This is a genomic window from Sulfuricystis thermophila, from assembly GCF_004323595.1.
In the GTDB taxonomy this organism is placed as follows: Bacteria; Pseudomonadota; Gammaproteobacteria; order Burkholderiales; family Rhodocyclaceae; genus Sulfuricystis; species Sulfuricystis thermophila.
This window is the reverse complement of the sequence record NZ_AP019373.1, coordinates 2,448,835-2,465,128: the sequence shown is the minus strand read 5'-3', so window position 1 is coordinate 2,465,128 and position 16,294 is coordinate 2,448,835. Positions and strand designations below refer to the sequence as shown.

At 64.5% G+C, this 16,294-nt stretch carries 18 protein-coding genes, 1 tRNA gene and 1 pseudogene; 10 read left to right on the top strand and 10 right to left on the bottom strand.

Annotated features, from left to right (window positions below; all coding sequences use genetic code 11):
• Positions 1 to 49 precede the first annotated feature (49 nt).
• From hemE to M52SOB_RS12435, 5 genes and pseudogenes are all read left to right on the top strand, one after another.
• Positions 50 to 1,108: a uroporphyrinogen decarboxylase gene (hemE, locus tag M52SOB_RS12450; RefSeq protein WP_131112101.1), complete on the top strand. Its 1,059-nt coding sequence runs from the start codon at positions 50 to 52 to the stop codon at positions 1,106 to 1,108.
• 361 nt (positions 1,109 to 1,469) lie between these two features.
• Positions 1,470 to 3,458, top strand: coding sequence for a primosomal protein N' (locus M52SOB_RS12445; protein WP_131112100.1), 1,989 nt, complete (start codon positions 1,470 to 1,472; stop codon positions 3,456 to 3,458).
• 513 nt (positions 3,459 to 3,971) lie between these two features.
• A pseudogene (locus M52SOB_RS14130) lies at positions 3,972 to 4,199 on the top strand (methyl-accepting chemotaxis protein); the annotation flags it as partial.
• Positions 4,194 to 4,691, top strand: coding sequence for a CZB domain-containing protein (locus M52SOB_RS14125; protein ID WP_431306339.1), 498 nt, complete (start codon positions 4,194 to 4,196; stop codon positions 4,689 to 4,691). The pseudogene M52SOB_RS14130 and the gene M52SOB_RS14125, both read left to right, overlap by 6 nt.
• Positions 4,684 to 5,496 carry an ABC transporter ATP-binding protein gene (locus M52SOB_RS12435; RefSeq protein WP_131112098.1) on the top strand — a complete coding sequence of 271 codons (813 nt, stop codon included), beginning with the start codon at positions 4,684 to 4,686 and terminating at the stop codon, positions 5,494 to 5,496. The genes M52SOB_RS14125 and M52SOB_RS12435 overlap by 8 nt, the downstream gene beginning before the upstream one ends.
• On the opposite strand, the gene M52SOB_RS12430 is transcribed toward M52SOB_RS12435, so the two are convergent.
• From M52SOB_RS12430 to M52SOB_RS12415, 4 genes are read right to left on the bottom strand one after another with little or no spacing between them, the layout of a single operon-like run.
• A complete protein-coding gene (locus tag M52SOB_RS12430) occupies positions 5,483 to 6,718 on the bottom strand; it encodes an MFS transporter (protein WP_131112097.1) in 1,236 nt (411 codons plus the stop codon). The two genes, M52SOB_RS12435 and M52SOB_RS12430, sit on opposite strands and share 14 nt — an antisense overlap.
• 2 nt (positions 6,719 to 6,720) lie before the next feature.
• A complete protein-coding gene (locus M52SOB_RS12425; RefSeq protein WP_131112096.1) occupies positions 6,721 to 7,083 on the bottom strand; it encodes a thioredoxin family protein in 363 nt (120 codons plus the stop codon).
• Positions 7,084 to 7,923, bottom strand: a complete 840-nt coding sequence (locus M52SOB_RS12420; RefSeq protein ID WP_131112095.1) for an ROK family protein — start codon at positions 7,921 to 7,923, stop codon at positions 7,084 to 7,086. It lies immediately after the preceding gene.
• On the bottom strand, positions 7,907 to 8,470 hold the full coding sequence (locus M52SOB_RS12415) for a CDP-alcohol phosphatidyltransferase family protein (RefSeq protein ID WP_131112094.1): 564 nt from the start codon (positions 8,468 to 8,470) through the stop codon (positions 7,907 to 7,909). The genes M52SOB_RS12420 and M52SOB_RS12415 overlap by 17 nt, the downstream gene beginning before the upstream one ends.
• 101 nt (positions 8,471 to 8,571) lie before the next feature.
• On the opposite strand from M52SOB_RS12415, the gene M52SOB_RS12410 reads away from it, so the two are divergent.
• From M52SOB_RS12410 to ychF, 5 genes are all read left to right on the top strand, one after another.
• A tRNA-Gln gene (locus tag M52SOB_RS12410) sits at positions 8,572 to 8,648 on the top strand.
• A 62-nt stretch (positions 8,649 to 8,710) separates the two neighbouring features.
• A complete protein-coding gene (locus M52SOB_RS12405) occupies positions 8,711 to 9,661 on the top strand; it encodes a ribose-phosphate pyrophosphokinase (RefSeq protein ID WP_131112093.1) in 951 nt (316 codons plus the stop codon).
• A gap of 54 nt (positions 9,662 to 9,715) precedes the next feature.
• Complete coding sequence (locus M52SOB_RS12400; RefSeq protein ID WP_131112092.1) at positions 9,716 to 10,381, top strand: 50S ribosomal protein L25/general stress protein Ctc; 666 nt, start codon at positions 9,716 to 9,718, stop codon at positions 10,379 to 10,381.
• Between the two features lie 9 nt (positions 10,382 to 10,390).
• Complete coding sequence (gene pth, locus M52SOB_RS12395; protein ID WP_131112543.1) at positions 10,391 to 10,990, top strand: aminoacyl-tRNA hydrolase; 600 nt, start codon at positions 10,391 to 10,393, stop codon at positions 10,988 to 10,990.
• Positions 10,987 to 12,081: a redox-regulated ATPase YchF gene (gene ychF / locus M52SOB_RS12390; RefSeq protein ID WP_131112091.1), complete on the top strand. Its 1,095-nt coding sequence runs from the start codon at positions 10,987 to 10,989 to the stop codon at positions 12,079 to 12,081. The genes pth and ychF overlap by 4 nt, the downstream gene beginning before the upstream one ends.
• Before the next feature lie 72 nt (positions 12,082 to 12,153).
• Here ychF and M52SOB_RS13980 read toward each other — a convergent pair whose 3' ends face one another.
• The 6 genes from M52SOB_RS13980 to M52SOB_RS12360 all read right to left on the bottom strand — a co-directional run bounded on the left by M52SOB_RS13980 (position 12,154) and on the right by M52SOB_RS12360 (position 16,265).
• Positions 12,154 to 12,729, bottom strand: coding sequence for a C-type lectin domain-containing protein (locus M52SOB_RS13980; protein ID WP_172601842.1), 576 nt, complete (start codon positions 12,727 to 12,729; stop codon positions 12,154 to 12,156).
• Positions 12,730 to 13,094: 365 nt separating this feature from the next.
• On the bottom strand, positions 13,095 to 13,931 hold the full coding sequence (locus M52SOB_RS12380; protein ID WP_131112090.1) for a symmetrical bis(5'-nucleosyl)-tetraphosphatase: 837 nt from the start codon (positions 13,929 to 13,931) through the stop codon (positions 13,095 to 13,097).
• Entirely contained in the window at positions 13,932 to 14,222 is a 291-nt protein-coding gene (locus M52SOB_RS12375; protein ID WP_131112089.1) for a DUF167 domain-containing protein, read from the bottom strand. It lies immediately after the preceding gene.
• Positions 14,222 to 14,767 (bottom strand): YggT family protein, encoded by a 546-nt coding sequence (locus M52SOB_RS12370; protein ID WP_131112088.1) that lies wholly within the window; start codon positions 14,765 to 14,767, stop codon positions 14,222 to 14,224. Before M52SOB_RS12370 ends, M52SOB_RS12375 begins: the two co-directional genes overlap by 1 nt.
• Positions 14,767 to 15,579, bottom strand: coding sequence for a pyrroline-5-carboxylate reductase (proC, locus tag M52SOB_RS12365; RefSeq protein ID WP_131112087.1), 813 nt, complete (start codon positions 15,577 to 15,579; stop codon positions 14,767 to 14,769). Before proC ends, M52SOB_RS12370 begins: the two co-directional genes overlap by 1 nt.
• Positions 15,576 to 16,265, bottom strand: a complete 690-nt coding sequence (locus M52SOB_RS12360) for a YggS family pyridoxal phosphate-dependent enzyme (RefSeq protein ID WP_131112086.1) — start codon at positions 16,263 to 16,265, stop codon at positions 15,576 to 15,578. The genes proC and M52SOB_RS12360 overlap by 4 nt, the downstream gene beginning before the upstream one ends.
• Between the last annotated feature and the right edge of the window lie 29 nt (positions 16,266 to 16,294).

Below are 16,294 nucleotides of genomic sequence, written 5' to 3'. Positions count from 1 at the left end.
GCGAGGTTGGCATGCGATAATTCGATTCCTCCATAGGGGATTCTCGAAAATGGCCCGTCCCGAAAACGACGATTTCCTGCGCGCGCTGCTGCGCGAACCAACGACCCGCACTCCCGTGTGGCTGATGCGCCAGGCGGGCCGTTATCTGCCCGAGTATTGCGAGACCCGCAAGCGCGCTGGCAGCTTTCTCGATCTGTGTAAGACGCCGAGCCTCGCCTGCGAGGTGACCCTGCAACCCTTGGCACGCTACGATTTGGATGCGGCGATCCTGTTTTCGGACATCCTCACCATTCCCGACGCGATGGGGCTGGGGCTCTATTTTTCCGATGGCGAGGGCCCGAAATTCGAGCGGCCGTTGCGCGAGGAATGGGCGATTCGCGATCTCGCCGCGCCGGACCCGTACGACCATCTGCGCTATGTGCTCGACGCGGTGGCCGAGATTCGCCGTGCGCTCAATAACAGCGTGCCGCTGATCGGCTTTTCCGGCTCGCCTTTCACGCTCGCCTGTTACATGGTCGAGGGCGGCTCTTCGGACGATTTCCGCATCCTGAAAACGATGCTCTACGACCGCCCCGACCTGCTGCATCGCATCCTCGAAGTGAATGCCGAGGCCGTGACGCGTTATCTGAACGCCCAGATCGAATGCGGCGCCCAGGCGGTGCAGATTTTCGATACCTGGGGCGGCGCGCTTTCCCATGCCGCATTCCGTGAGTTCTCGCTCGCTTACATTGAGCGCGTGATCGCGGGATTGATGAAAACTCATGATGGCGAGCGTGTTCCCTGCATCGTGTTCACCAAGGGGGGCGGCCAGTGGCTCGAAGCGATCGCCGCTTCCGGCTGCGATGCGGTCGGTCTCGACTGGACGACCGATTTGGGCGAGGCGCGCCGCCGCGTGGGCGACAAGGTGGCCTTGCAGGGCAACATGGACCCGATCGCGCTGTTCGCCTCCCCGGAAGCGGTCGCCCGGGAGGCGACGCGCGTACTGGACGGCTTCGGCGGCGGCGATACCGGCCACGTCTTCAACCTGGGCCACGGCATCCATCAGCACACCCCGCCGGACAACGTCGCGGTGCTGGTCGATACCGTCCACCGCCACATCCGTCAATGAGGTGGGCGGGAACCCGCTTCCCGCCGACGATCGAGGCGACCACCCGACGGCGACCCGCATCCCGTGGGCGATTCCGGACCGCTCGGCAACCGAGTTATGCACAGAATCACGATCCCCATGATTTGCAAGCGGTTTTCCAGTCGGTGACGAGAGCTTGTTCAACAACTTAATGAAAAACAAAGGAAAATCGTATTCGATTCGTATGCCGTCTATGGCTTTGGTGGGCCATGGCGCTTTTCTGATCGTTTTCGCCACGGATTGTTCACAAAATTATCCACAGGCTGGGCTGGGGATGAAAAAAGGCTTTCCAAGCAATCGATTGAAGCCGATTGCGTAGTTTTTCTCGAAGGAGCGTCGCTAAGTGAGGCTGGTTCAGGTCGCCCTCGACCTGCCGGTGCCCCGGCTGTTCGATTACCGTCTCGAAGGCGCCATCGAGGGCGATCCTGCCGGACGGCTGGTCAAGGTGCCGTTCGGGCCGTCCGGCAAGCCCAGCAAGATCGGCGTGGTGGTCGGCGCGATCACTCACAGCGACCAGCCGGCGGAAAAGCTCAAAGCCGCCGAAATCGTCGCCACCCTGCCGGCGCTGCCGCATGAATGGCTCGAACTGTGCCGGTTTTGCGCCCAGTACTACCATCATCCGCTCGGCCAGGTGATGGCCTTTGCGTTGCCGCCGCTGCTGCGCCAAGGGAAGCGGCCGCGCCAGTTGCAGCCGAAAGTCGGCGCTGGCGAGACGGCACCCCCGGCCGGCAATCGCCCGACGGCCGACCAGCAGACCGCCATCGACGCGATCGTCGCTGCGCAGGGGTTCACGACCTTCCTCCTCCATGGCGTCACCGGCAGCGGCAAGACCGAAGTGTATCTGCGCGCGATCGAGGCGGTGCTCGCAAAAGGGGGGCAGGCGCTGATGCTGGTACCGGAGATCGCGCTCACCCCGCAGCTCGAAGCCCGGGTGCGCGATCGTTTTCCGGCGGCGCGGATCGTCGTGGCGACGAGCGGTGTGGCCGATGCGGCGCGCGCCCGCGCCTTCCTCGCCGCGCTCGCGGGGGAGGCCGACATCGTGCTGGGCACACGACTCGCGGTGTTCATGCCACTGCCGCGGCTTGGCCTGATCGTCGTCGATGAGGAGCACGATCCCTCGTTCAAGCAGCAAGACGGCCTCAGATACTCGGCGCGTGACGTGGCGATCTGGCGCGCCCGGCAGCGGAACGTGCCGATCGTGCTCGGCTCGGCCACCCCCTCGCTCGAAACCTTTCACCATGCGATGAACGGCCGTTACACCCTGCTTGCGCTCCCCGAACGGGCGGTTGCCACAGCCGAGTTGCCCACCGTCGTCACCGTCGATACGCGCCAGCAGAAACTGCAGGACGGCCTGAGCCAGGAGCTGATCGCTGCGGTGAGCGAGCGTCTGCAACGCAAGGAACAGAGCCTGGTCTTCCTCAACCGGCGCGGCTATGCGCCGGTGCTCGCCTGCCCCGCCTGCGGCTGGATCTCGCGCTGCCGGCGCTGCGCGGCGAATCTGGTGCTGCATCTCGTCGACCGCCGCCTGCGCTGCCATCACTGTGGCCTCGAAGCCCCGATCCCGCGCGCCTGTCCCGATTGCGGCAATCTCGACACCCAGCCTTTCGGTCGCGGCACGCAGCGACTCGAAGAACGGCTCGCCACCCTCTTTCCCGAAGCGCGCATCCTGCGCATCGACCGCGACTCGGCCGACTCGCCCCGGAAATGGCAGGCGCTGCTGGAAAAAATCCATCGCGGCGAGGCGGACATCCTCATCGGCACACAGATGCTCGCCAAGGGCCATGATTTCCCGCGACTCACGCTGGTCGGCGTCGTCGGCGCCGATGCAGCCCTGTTTGCCGCCGACTTTCGCGCTCCCGAGCGGCTGTTCGGTCAGCTGATGCAGGTCGGCGGCCGCTCGGGCCGCCATCAGCTTCCCGGCGAGGTGCTGATCCAGACCGAATACCCGGATCACCCCCTCTACCGGGCGCTCGCCGCGCACGACTATGCCGCGTTCGCCCGCGAGCAGCTCGATGACCGCGAGGCCGCCGGCTTTCCGCCGTTTTCTTTCCAGGCGATGCTGCGCGCCGAAGCCGGCGAGCTTGCCGACGCGCTCGCCTTTCTGAAGGATGCCGTGTCACGAGCGCCGAGTTTTGCCGGCGTCACCCTCTATGACCCGGTACCGATGCGCCTCTTCCGCGTCAACAGCCGCGAGCGCGCGCAACTGCTCGTCGAAGCGAAGAGCCGCCGTGAGCTCCATGCCTTCCTCGATGACTGGCTGACGACGCTCCATGCCCTGAAGACGCCGCGCGGACTGCGCTGGCATCTAGACGTCGATCCGCTGGATTATTGAATGGACACTCTCGGCGATTTTTTCAAACGCCAGACGCCTTCGAACGAGCGTAACATTCGACTTTCGCCATAAACGGGCGAGCGAATCGGCAAGCGGGGATAAGAGGACACCATGTTTTGCGGCAGCTACAAGAAGAAAATCGAAGCGCTGGAAGCCGAGCTGCGCGCCGAGCGCGCGCGGGCGGAAGCGGCCGAGCGCGAGCGGGATGCGGCGCTTCAGAAACAGCGCGCGGCGGAAGAAAACCTCGCGCTGCTCAACGGCGAACTCGACCGTTGCCAGCGCATCTACAAGACCATGCAGTCGTTTGGCGATTCGTTGATCGAGATTCAGCGTTCGCAAGGCAGTATCGCCAACGACCTGCGTGAAGAAAAGCGTCATGCGGTCGAAGCGGCCACGGTTTCCGGCAGCTGCCGGCAATCGATGGAGAACATCGCCGGCAGCCTCGCTGCACAGGCGGGCGATTCCGCCGCGATGGCGCAGAACGTGCAAAACCTCGCCGAGCGCGCGCAGCAGATCGGCGGCATCGTCCAGCTGATCCGCGAGATCGCCGACCAGACCAACCTCCTGGCCTTGAACGCCGCCATCGAGGCGGCGCGCGCCGGCGAGATGGGGCGCGGCTTCGCGGTGGTCGCCGACGAAGTAAGAAAACTCGCCGAGCGAACCGCGACCGCGACCAACGAGATTTCCAGCCTGGTGAGTGCGATCCAGACCGAAACGCGCGCCACGCGCGAACAGATGGAGCAATGGGCCAGCCGCAGTGCCGATTTTGGCAGGGAAGGCGCCGCCGCGACCGAGGAGATGCGCGGCCTGTTCGATCTCTCGAGGCGCATGGAAGGGACGATCGCCGCCGCCGCGCTCAGGAGCTTCGTCGAGGTGGCGAAGATCGATCATCTGCTTTACAAGTTCGAGATCTATCGCGTGTTGATGGGGGTGTCGACCAAGACGGCGGCCGATTTCGCGTCGCATACCGCCTGCCGGCTCGGCAAGTGGTATTTCGAGGGCGAAGGCCGCGACTGCTTCTCGAAGCTGCCCGGCTACGCCGAAATGGAAGGCCCGCACCAGGCCTTCCACGACGCCGGCCAGGCGGCGCTTGCCGCGAATGCGGCAGGCGACGTGGAACGCTGTTTCGCAGAGGTCGCCAAGCTCGAGGAGATGAGCTTCAAGGTGCTCGCCAGCCTGGAAAAGCTCGCGGCGAGCGGCGAAAACGATTCGAGCCTGCTGTGCCATGCCTGAAGCCGGCGCACCGCTGATCGAAATCGACGATCTGCATTTCGCCTATAACGCCCATCAGGTGCTGCGTGGCATCCGGCTGACCGTGCCGCGCGGCAAGCTGGTCGGCATCCTCGGTGTTTCGGGCGCGGGCAAGAGCACCTTGCTGCGGCTGATCGGCGGCCAGCTGAAGCCGCAGCGCGGCCGTGTGGTCCTCGACGGCAAGGTGGTGCACGAACTCGACGATGACGGGCTCTACCGGCTGCGCCGCGAGATCGGCATGATGTTCCAGGCCGGCGGGCTGTTCTCCGACATTTCCGTCTATGACAACATCGCCTTCCCGATGCGTGAGCTCACCGACCTGCCGGAAGAAATCATCCACGATCTGGTGCTGATGAAACTCCATGCCGTGGGCTTGCGCGGCGCCAGCCAGCTGATGCCCAACGAGCTCTCCGGCGGCATGGCGCGGCGCGTGGCGCTGGCGCGCGCGATCGCGCTCGACCCGGTGCTGACGATGTATGACGAGCCCTTCGCCGGTCTCGACCCGATCTCGCTCAACGTCATCGCGCAGCTGATCCGCCGTCTCAACGATGCGCTCGGCGCCACCTCGATCGTCGTCACCTACGACGTGCCGGAAACGCTGAAGGTCGTCGATTACGCCTATTTCATCCATGACGGCATGGTCGTCGCCAGCGGCACGCCCGACGAATTGCTCCATTCGCCCGACCCGGCGGTGCATCAGTTCATCCACGCCAAACCCGACGGCCCGGTGGCCTTCCACCACCCTGCGCCGCCATTCAGGAACGACCTGCGGCTCATGGCGGCGTGACATCGCCGCGCTGTGCGCGGCGCGTCTCCAATACATACCACCCCCACCCCACCGTTTGCAGCACGAGCAGGCCGGCGAGGCTGGCGCGGTAGGCGGCAGATGCCTCGAGGCCGGCGGACTGGAAGCCATCCACCGCCACGCCGAACAGCCACTGGATGGCGAAGGCGCCGACGAAGGCACCGAAATTGAGCGCCGTGTTGGCGCGCCCGGCGAGTTGTGGCGGGAAATTGGCGGAGAGCAGCGCATAGGCGAGATTGCTCACTGCGAAGACCAGCCCGAGGATCGGCCAGAGCAGCCAGGCGGGCGCGAGCTGCAGCGCGATGCCGAGCGTGGCGGCGAGCCCACAGCCGATGCCGATGGCCAATAGTCGCGCCGGCGGCAGCCCGACCTGCGCCAGTCGACGCACGAAGAAGGCGATGAACAGGAAACCGGTCATCATCGCCGCCGCCATCAACAGCAGCACGTTGGCCGCGGCTTCACGCGTCAGGCCGTCGACCTGCGTCATGTACGGCACTGCCCAGAGTCCCTGCAACGCCATGAAGCCGCCGACGATCAGCGTCGTCTGGGGCAGAAAGCGCCAGAAGGCGCGGCTCTTGACGATCGTGGCGAGTCCGGCGAGCTGCTGGCCGAGCGTCTCGCGCTGACCGTCGACCCGCTTCTCGGGTGAAGTGAAGATCAGCCCTGCAACCAGCAGGGTGAGCGCTGCCAGCGCGAAGAAAATGCCGCGCCAGCCGAGCGTGGGTAACAAGGCCGAGAGTGGAGCGCTGGCCGTCAATGCGCCCAGGCCGCCCGCCGCCATGATCGCCGCATTGAGCGATGCCTGCCGTTCGAGCGGGAACCACAGCGAGAAGGACTTGAAGCTGCCCATCAAACAGGCCGAGACGCCCAGTCCGATGAGCGCCCGACCCAGCGTCAGTTGGCCGATGTCATGCCCGGCGGCGAACAGCGCGCAGCCGGCGGCGCAAATGAGCAGCAGCGTTGTCTCGACACGGCGCGGGCCGAAACGGTCGAGCAGCAGCCCCAACGGCAGTTGGAAGGCGCCGAAGGCGAGCAGATAGGCCGAGGTCAAGAGCCCCAGATCGGCGGCGGAAAGACCGAGATCGCCGCGCAGCTCGGGCGAGATGACGGCATTCGCATTTCTCAGCAGGTAGGAGAGGAAATAGCCGACCGCGAACGGGGCGAAGATGCGTGTCCATGGATTGGGCGGGGATAGGGGCGTCATGATCATGCAGCTCCGTGTTCTTTCAGGAAATCGCGCACCCAGTGTTCGGCGCGCGCGCCGGAGAAGCGCCCCCTGATCTCGCCGTCGATGAACAGCAGCACGGTGGGGAAACCCTTCAGGCCATAGCGGCCGGCGAGCTTCATGTTCGCGCCCTCATCGACCTCGACCTTGGCGAGCAGGAGTTGGCCCTGCATGGCGTGGGCGATCCGTTCCAGCACCGGCGTGAGCGCGCGGCAGGGCGGGCACCAGTCGGCCCAGAAATCGACGATCACCGGCGTCGTTTTCGAGGCCTCGATCACTTGCGCCTCGAAGCCGGCCAGATCGACATCGAAGATGAATTCGGGTTGGGGGTGGGGAAGATGCATTCAACGGTTCCACAGCCAGGCGGCGCCTCTGACCCCGGACGAGTCGCCATGTCGGTTCTTGAGCAGCCGTGTGGCGACGTGGTCGGAGAACACCCACTCGCCCCACAGCCGGGGAACGCGATCATACAGCCGGTCGAGGTTCGACACGCCGCCGCCCAGCACGATCACGTCCGGGTCGAGGATGTTGATCACCTGCGCCAGCGCGCGGGCGAGCCGCTGCTCGTAGCGCTCGAGGGCCGCTGCGTTTTCCGCTCCGCCATCTGCCGCCAACGCCGGCCCGGAAAGATAGGTTTCGATGCAATCCGTGCGGCCGCAATAGCAGGGGCGTCCTTCGGTCGCGCCCGGCAGCGGGTTGTGGCCCCATTCGCCGGCGATCGCATTCGGCCCGACCAGCACGCGACCATCGACGACGATACCGCCGCCGACGCCGGTGCCGAGGATCACGCCGAACACGACCCGCGCGCCCGCGGCCGCGCCATCGACCGCTTCCGAAAGCGCGAAGCAGTTGGCGTCGTTTTCGATGCGCACGGCGCGCCCCAAGGCGGCTTCGAGATCGGCGCGCAAGGGGCGGCCGATCAGCCAGGTCGAATTGGCGTTCTTGATGAGGCCGGTGACGCGCGATTCGGCGCCGGGGATGCCGATACCCACGGGGATCGGCGGTGCCGTCCCGTCATGGCCGACTTTTCGCTCGGCCATCGTCACGAGGCCGGCGATCGTCGCCACCGTCGCCGCATAATCGCCGCGCGGGGTGGGCACGCGCTCGCGCAACAGCATCGCGCCATCGTCGCCCAGCACGATGATCTCGATCTTCGTGCCGCCCAGATCAATGCCGATACGCATGATCTCGCGCCTTGTTGCCCCACACCCAGACATACTGCGCGCCCGAGGCGACGATCGTGAAGGCGACGACGGCGAGATACTGCCCAAGCCAGGGCGCCGTGTCGATCCAGTGGTTTTGCGCCATTAGCACGAGCGCGAGCAGCAGGAATTCGAGCAGCGTGTTGAGCTTGGAGAGCAGCGTCGGCGCCATCTCCAGCCCGCCGACCAGCTGCCGGTAGGCGAGCGCGCCGGCGACGATGACCAGATCGCGCAGACTCATCAGCGCCGCGACCCACACCGGCAACAATCCTTGGGCGGCGAGAATCCAGGCGATGCCGAGGATCGTCAGCTTGTCGGCGATCGGATCCAGCAGCGCGCCGAGGCGCGAACGCTGATCGAGCCGGCGCGCGAGAAAACCGTCGAGACCATCGCCGACACTGGCGGCGACGAAGAGCCAAAACGCCAGCTCGTAGCGCCGCACTGCAAGCATCCATAACAGCAGCGGCAACAGACCGAGGCGGGCGAAGGTGATGATGTTCGGCAGGGTGAGGACCCGATTCGAAAGCATGGAAGAATTCTACTGAGGGCGCGCAAGGCATTGACAGCCTAGCCCAAAACCCGGAAAATTCGCGGCCTTTCGCGCTGCAGCCTTTTGCTGCGGTCAGAGAATGGGGAGTCGCCAAGTTGGTTAAGGCACCGGATTTTGATTCCGGCATACGAGGGTTCGAATCCTTCCTCCCCAGCCAGACACTCACGGGCAGACCCGGTCCCAGATCCTGAGGCTGCCCGTTTCTCTTTCAGGGACGCCATGGCCTACGACAGTCTGATGGTCTTCACCGGCAACGCCAACCCGAAGTTGGCGTCCGACGTCGCCAAGCGTCTCAACATCTCGCTGGGCCGCGCCACCGTTGGCCGCTTCTCGGACGGTGAGAGCAACGTCGAGCTGCTGGAAAACGTGCGTGGCAAGGATGTCTTCATCCTGCAGCCGACCTGCGCGCCGGCCAACGACAACCTGATGGAACTGGTGATCCTCGCCGATGCGCTGAAACGTGCCTCGGCCGGGCGCATCACCGCCGCGGTGCCCTACTACGGCTATGCACGCCAGGACCGCCGACCGCGCTCGGCGCGCGTGCCGATCGCCGCCAAGGTGGTCGCCAACATGCTGCAGGCCGTCGGCGTGCAGCGCGTGCTCACCGTCGATCTGCACGCCGACCAGATCCAGGGCTTTTTCGACATTCCCGTCGACAACATCTACGCGACGCCGATCCTGCTCGGCGACATCTGGAAGCAACGCCACGACGATCTTCTCGTCGTCTCGCCCGACGTCGGCGGCGTGCTGCGTGCGCGTGCCGCGGCCAAGCGCCTGGAAACGGATCTGGCGATCATCGACAAGCGCCGGCCGCGCGCCAACGTCGCCGAGGTGATGCACATCATCGGCGACGTCGAGGGCAGAAGCTGCGTGATCATGGACGACATCGTCGATACTGCCGGCACGCTGGTCAAAGCGGCGCGCGCGCTGAAAGAACATGGCGCCAAGAAGGTGATCGCCTACTGCACGCACCCGGTGCTCTCCGGCAGCGCGGTGGCGCGTATCGAGGAATCCGATCTCGACGAGCTGGTCGTCACCGACACCATCCCGCTGCGCGAAGACGCGCTCGCCTGCAAGCGCATCCGTGTCGTCTCGATCGCCGGCCTGCTGGCCGAAACCATCATCCGCATCAGCAACGAAGAGTCGGTCTCTTCGCTGTTCATGGAATAGGTTTTATCAACCGTCCGGCCTGGTCGCGGGTCTGGACATTTTCTGGAGCACACCATGCAATTCGAAATCAATGCAACCAAGCGCGAGGCGCAGGGAACGAGTGCGAGCCGCCGCCTGCGTCGCGCCGGCCGGGTTCCCGGCATTCTTTACGGCGGCGGCAGCGCCCCGCAGATGATCGAGCTCGATCACAATGAGCTCTTCCAGGCGCTGCGCAAGGAAGCCTTCCATTCCTCGATCATCAACCTCGTCATCGGCGATACGAAGGAAATGTGCCTGCTGCGCGATGTGCAGATGCACCCGGTCAAGCGGCAGATTCGTCACGTCGACTTCCAGCGCATCGACGCCACCCACAAGATCCACCAGAAGGTGCCGCTGCACTTCATCAACGCCGAGATCGCCCCGGGCGTCAAGCTCGACGGCGGCATGGTGCAGCATGTGATGACCGAACTCGATGTCAAGTGCCTGCCGAAGGACCTGCCCGAGTTCATCGAGGTCGACCTCAAGGATCTGCAAGGCGGCCAGTCGTTGCACGTCTCGCAGCTCACGCTGCCTGCAGGTGTCGAGGCCGTGCATCATGGCGAGGGCGATCCGGTCGTCGTCACCATCGTGGTGCGTGGCGCCGGTGCCGCCAGCGAGGAAGAAGCCGCGCCGGCCGAAACACAGATCATCACCGAGAAGAAGCCGGCAGCCGCGCCCGAGAAAAAGCCAGAGAAGAAGTAATTGTCGAGTGTGCGTGTCAAACTCGTCGTCGGGCTGGGCAACCCCGGCCCCGACTACTCCGAAACCCGGCACAATGCCGGGTTTTGGTTTTGTGAGCGGCTGGCGCGTGAGCTTGGCGTGCCATTCGCGCGCGAAGCCCGTTTTCATGGGTTCGTCGCCAAGTGCCGTGTCGGCAGCGCCGATTTTTTCCTCTTGAAACCGCAGACCTTCATGAACCGCTCCGGCCTGTCGGTGCAGGCGCTGGCGCATTTCTACCGCATCGAGCCTGCCGAAATGCTCGTCGTCCATGACGAGCTCGACCTGCCGCCGGGCCAATTGCGCCTCAAGTTTGGCGGCGGGCTCGGGGGTCACAACGGCCTGAAGGACATCACCAGCCACCTCGGCACGCAGGATTACTGGCGGCTTAGGATCGGCATCGGCCATCCGGGCGACCGCAACCAAGTGATCGACTATGTGTTGAAGCCGCCGCGCAAGGAAGAAGCGGCGGAAATCGACGCTGCGCTCGAGCGCGCGCTGGCCGTCTGGCCGCTCATCGCCAACGGCGATTTCAACGCCGCGATGCAGCGCATCAATGCGCGTCCCGCGGCACCGAAAAAGGAAGCATCATGAGTTTGAAATGCGGCATCGTCGGCCTGCCCAACGTCGGCAAGTCCACCCTGTTCAATGCACTGACCAAGTCGGGCATCGCCGCGGAGAACTATCCGTTCTGCACCATCGAGCCGAACGTCGGCATCGTCGAGGTACCCGACCCGCGCTTGGCCGAGCTCGCCAAGATCGTCAAGCCGCAGCGCGTCGTGCCGGCCGTGGTCGAATTCGTCGACATCGCCGGCCTCGTCGCCGGTGCGAGCAAGGGCGAAGGCTTGGGCAACCAGTTCCTCGCCAACATCCGCGAGACCGATGCGATCGTCCATGTCGTGCGCTGCTTCGACGATCCGAACGTCGTCCATGTCTCGGGCAGCGTCGATCCGCTGCGCGACATCGAGGTGATCGACACCGAGCTGTGTCTCGCCGACCTCGCGACCGTCGACAAAGCGCTGGCGCGTTATTCGAAGCAGGCCAAGGCGGGCGGCGACAAGGAGGCGAAGCGCATCAGCGACGTGCTGGAAAAATGCCGCGCCCAGCTCGATCAGGCGAAGCCGGTGCGCGCGCTCGATCTGTCCAAGGAGGAACGGGGCAACCTGCGCCAATTCTTCCTGCTCACCGCCAAGCCCGTGCTCTATGCCGCCAACGTCAAGGAGGACGGCTTCACGAACAATCCATTCCTCGATGCGGTGATCGAACATGCCGCCAAGGAGGGCGCGGACGTGGTGCCGATCTGCGCGGCGATCGAGGCCGAGATCGCCGATCTCGCCGACGAAGACAAGCAGGTGTTCCTCGCCGACATGGGCATGACCGAGCCGGGCCTCAACCGGCTGATCCGCGCCGCCTATCACCTGTTGGGGCTGCAGACCTATTTCACCGCCGGGGTCAAGGAAGTGCGTGCCTGGACCATCCATCAGGGCGACACCGCGCCACAGGCCGCCGGCGTGATCCACAGCGACTTCGAGCGCGGCTTCATCCGCGCCCAGACGATTTCCTACGAGGACTTCATCGCCTATGGCGGCGAACAGGGCGCGAAGGATGCCGGCAAGATGCGCGCCGAGGGCAAGGATTACGTCGTCAAGGACGGCGACGTGATGAATTTCCTGTTCAACGTGTGAGTCGGATGTAAGAAAATCCGACATGGGGCCGCCCCAAAAGGCCGCCCCCAACACATTGCCAGACGGACTGGATCAGTTTCGTCGGTTGCGGCGTATCGCGCCTAAGCCCACCAAGCCAAGGCCTAGCAGTGCAAGTGAGGCGGGTTCGGGAATGGACCCCCCGGCCTGGTTGCTTGCATGACGTTCGGCAATGTAGCCCTTCACATTGCCCCACCCGCCGACCACCGAGTCGTTCCAGGACCAGGCAGAATTGTCGGTGATATACACGAGATAGTCCTCGTCCTGCCAGTTATTGGGTTCTCCAGGGTACCAGTTGGTGTAGGCGAACGACTCGCCGGTGACCCAGGTCCATGTTCCTTCAGACTCAAGGTCCGTTCCGCCCAGCCAAAAATATGACCATAACGGGACGCTGTTGGTGGCTGGCAGCAAACCAGTTACGAAGCTGTTTTCAGCTGCCGATGTGATGGTTGCCAGATCCCAGCCCGCACCGAGTCCTTGCGCCGCGGTTCGTGCATCGTTCCAGGTGATTCCTTCGGCCGTAAACACCTCATACTCATGCCCGTTAGATGCCCACACCGTACCTGCTTGCGCTGGAACGGAACAGAACACCGTAAGCACGCTTGCCACTGCGAATGCAATTTTTTTCATAGTCTTCTCCCAATTTTGCCTCCAGGGAAGCATCTCTGGAAAGCCCAATGAAGGAAAAGCATCATTTGTGCCAAATGTAAAAAAATAATCAAAACAATGCCTATGGTGTTCTCCTGTTGCTATCAGACAAGAAAATGTAAAAACTGCCGACAGCGTGATGAATAATCGAGACTTCTGCTCAAGTTCGTCCTGACAGTGGCCCTGCCGCTCGCTGGGCGCGTCGTCGTCGGTCTCCCCTATACGGCGGGCATGGCGTTCTACGTGCTTAAGTTCGCGTATCCGCTACGTTCGCGGAATTTGGCACGGTTTCGTCGTGACCGGGCGGTTGCCACTTCTTCGCGGTGCTGAATAACGCAGCCTGATGCTTATTCCCACCCCGTTGGTTGGGCCGCCTGCCCGCAGGGCATCTGGAACACACGCCGGTCTTCGAGCCGCACCGCGGTGAGGCTGCCGCCCCACAGGCAGCCGGAATCCAGCGCCAGCACCTTGTCCATCTGCCGGAAACCGAGCGCCGACCAGTGGCCGAACACGATCAGGTGATCGGCGCTTTTTCGCTCTGGCAAGGCGAACCAGGGCAGGGTGCCGACAGGGCCCCGTTCCGGCGGCCCTTTCGATCCCGGTGCGCGAAATTCCATGCGCCCCTCCGGCGTGACGAAACGCATCCGCGTCATCGCATTGACGATCACGCGCAGACGGTCCCAGCCGGTGAGATCATCGCGCCAGGCATCCGGCTCCGAGCCCCACATGTGGGCAAGAAAGTCGCGGTAATCGGGCGCGGTGAGCGCGGCGGAGACTTCGTCCGAGAGCGCTTGTGCCTTGGCCACGTCCCAAGAGGGCAAAAGCCCGGCATGCACCATCGCCCATTCGCCCTCGACGTGGAACAACGGGCAGCTGCGCAGCCAGGCGAGCAAGTCGTCGCGGTCCGGCGCCGCGAGCACCGCATCGAGCGTGTCTTCATTGCTGGCCTTGCCGAAACCGGCGGCCTGCATCACCAGATGCAGATCGTGATTGCCGAGCACGGTGATGGCCGCATCGCCCAGCGATTTGACGAAGCGCAGCACTTCGAGCGACTGGGGGCCGCGATTGACCAGATCGCCGACGAACCAGAGGCGATCCGTCGCGGGTGAGAAGAGGAGGTAGTCGAGCAACCGCTGCAACGGTTCGAAACAACCCTGGACGTCACCGATCGCGTAAGTGGCCAATCACTTCTCCAATGCCGCCAGCACTTCTTCAGCGCCGACGCCGTCGATGCGCACCCGCTTGGCGCGCGCTGTCTGGCCGCTGACGAGTCCCACTGCCGTCCTGCCAACGCCGAGTTTCGCGGCGAGGTAAGCGATGAGCGCTTCGTTGGCCTTGCCATCGACCGGCGGTGCGGCCAGGCGGATCTTCAGCGCCTCGCCATGCCGGCCGACGACCTCGGTCTTCTTCGCCCCCGGCTGGATGTGGAGCAGGAGGATCACGCCCTTGCCGTCCGATCGGATCCAGTCCGCCATCAGCGCAGGTTCTCCAGCACGATCAGCACCACCTGCAGCAGCAGGACGACGATGAGCGGGGCGAAGTCGAGTCCGCCGATCACCGGCACGAGACGGCGCACCGGCATCAGGAGCGGCGCTGCGAGGCCGTGGAATAGCGGCGCCGCCGGGGCGTAGGGCGCGATCCATGACAACAGCGCGGCGATGATCACGATGCCCATCAGCAGATAGACGAACAGTTTGAGGAGCGCCAGGGTGGCGACCCAGACGAGGGTGAAAAAGCCGCCGAGGGCGAGGATGTCTACACCGGTCAGGCTGGCCATGACGAAAAAATACACGCATTGCGTCAGCCAGGCGGCCAGCACGCTGGCCAGATCGAGGCCGAACAGCCCGGGGACGAGGCGCCGCAACGGCAGCACGGCCCAGTTGGTGAGCACGACGACGGCCTGGCCGACGGGGTTGCGGAAGGGCGCGCGCACCCACTGCATCCACAGGCGGGCGAGGCAGGCGAGGGAGAACAGGCTCGCCGCGGTGCCGAGCAGCAGCGAGAGGATCTGCGTCAGCATCAGTCTTTCCCGAGGATTTCACTGAGTTCGCGGCCGCGTGCGGCCGCGGCGGCCACCCCGCGGGCGATGATCGCATCGAGCGCTTCTCTGGCGAATACGTCGAGCGCCGCTGCCGTCGTGCCGCCCTTCGAGGTGACGCGCTGGCGCAGTTGATCTACCGGCTCGGCGCTCTCGGCGGCGAGTTTGGCCGCACCGAGGAAGGTTTCGATCGCCAACAGGCGCGCCGTCTCATGCGATAGACCCAGCGCCGTGCCGGCGTTTTGCAGGGCTTCGATGAAGTAGAAGACATAGGCCGGCCCGCTGCCCGAGACGGCGGTGACGACGTCCATCAACGCCTCGTCCTCGACCCACAGCGTGCGACCGACGGCGCGCAGGATCTTCTCGGCGGTGGCGCGGTCTTCGTGATCGACACCCGGCGGAGCGTAAAGCCCCGTGATGCCGGCGCCGATCAGCGCCGGCGTGTTCGGCATGCTGCGCACGATACGGTGGTAACCACCGAGCCAGCGACTGATGTCGGCGAGCCGCAATCCGGCGGCAATGCTGATCACGAGCTGGTTCGTCAGCTTGCCGGCGGCAGGCAGGAGGGCTTCCTTCATGACCTGCGGCTTGACGGCGAGCATCAGCACTTCGCAGTTGAGGGCGGCGGCGTCGATCGCCGGTGCGCAGCGCACACCGAAAGTCTCGGTGAGCCATGCACAGGTTTCCTCGACAGGATCGACGACCTGAATGCCGGCGACCGAGAAGCCCTGCTTCTTCAACCCGCCGATCAGTGCGGTGGCCATGTTGCCACCGCCGATGAACGTGATCTTCATGTCTTGTTTCGCTCTCCAAAAATGGCTGTGCCGATGCGCACGATGGTCGCCCCCTCGTGGATGGCCTCTTCGAGGTCGTGGCTCATGCCCATCGACAAGGTATCGAGTTCCAGACCGTCCCGTCTGATTTGTTCGAACAGGCCACGCAACCGGGCGAACTGCCGTTTGACCAGCGCCGAGTCCGGCGTCGGCGCCGGGATCGTCATCAGGCCGCGCAGCTGGAGATTGGGGAGCTTCGCCACCGCGTGGCACAAGGCCGGCGCTTCCTCTGGCGTGCAGCCGCTCTTGGTCGCTTCGCCGCTGACATTTATCTCGACGCAGACATTGAGCGGCGGCAGGTCGGCCGGGCGCTGCGCCGAGAGCCGCTCGGCGATCTTCAGGCGATCGACCGAATGCACCCAGGCGAAATGCGCCGCGACCGCTTTCGTCTTGTTGCTCTGCAGCGGGCCGATGAAATGCCATTCGAGATCGAGATCGGCAAGTTGGGCCTGCTTCGCCAAGGCTTCCTGAACGTAGCTTTCGCCGAAGGCCCGCTGGCCGGCGGCATGGGCCGCGCGCACCGCTTGGGCCGGAAAGGTTTTCGAGACGGCGAGCAGTTCTACCGTGCCCGGATCGCGCCCGGCGGCGGAACAGGCGTCGATAATGCGCCTTTTCACGGCTTGCAGGTTGGCGGAAATTGTTGTCATATAGCGTTTGAATTGCTGAAATCAGTATA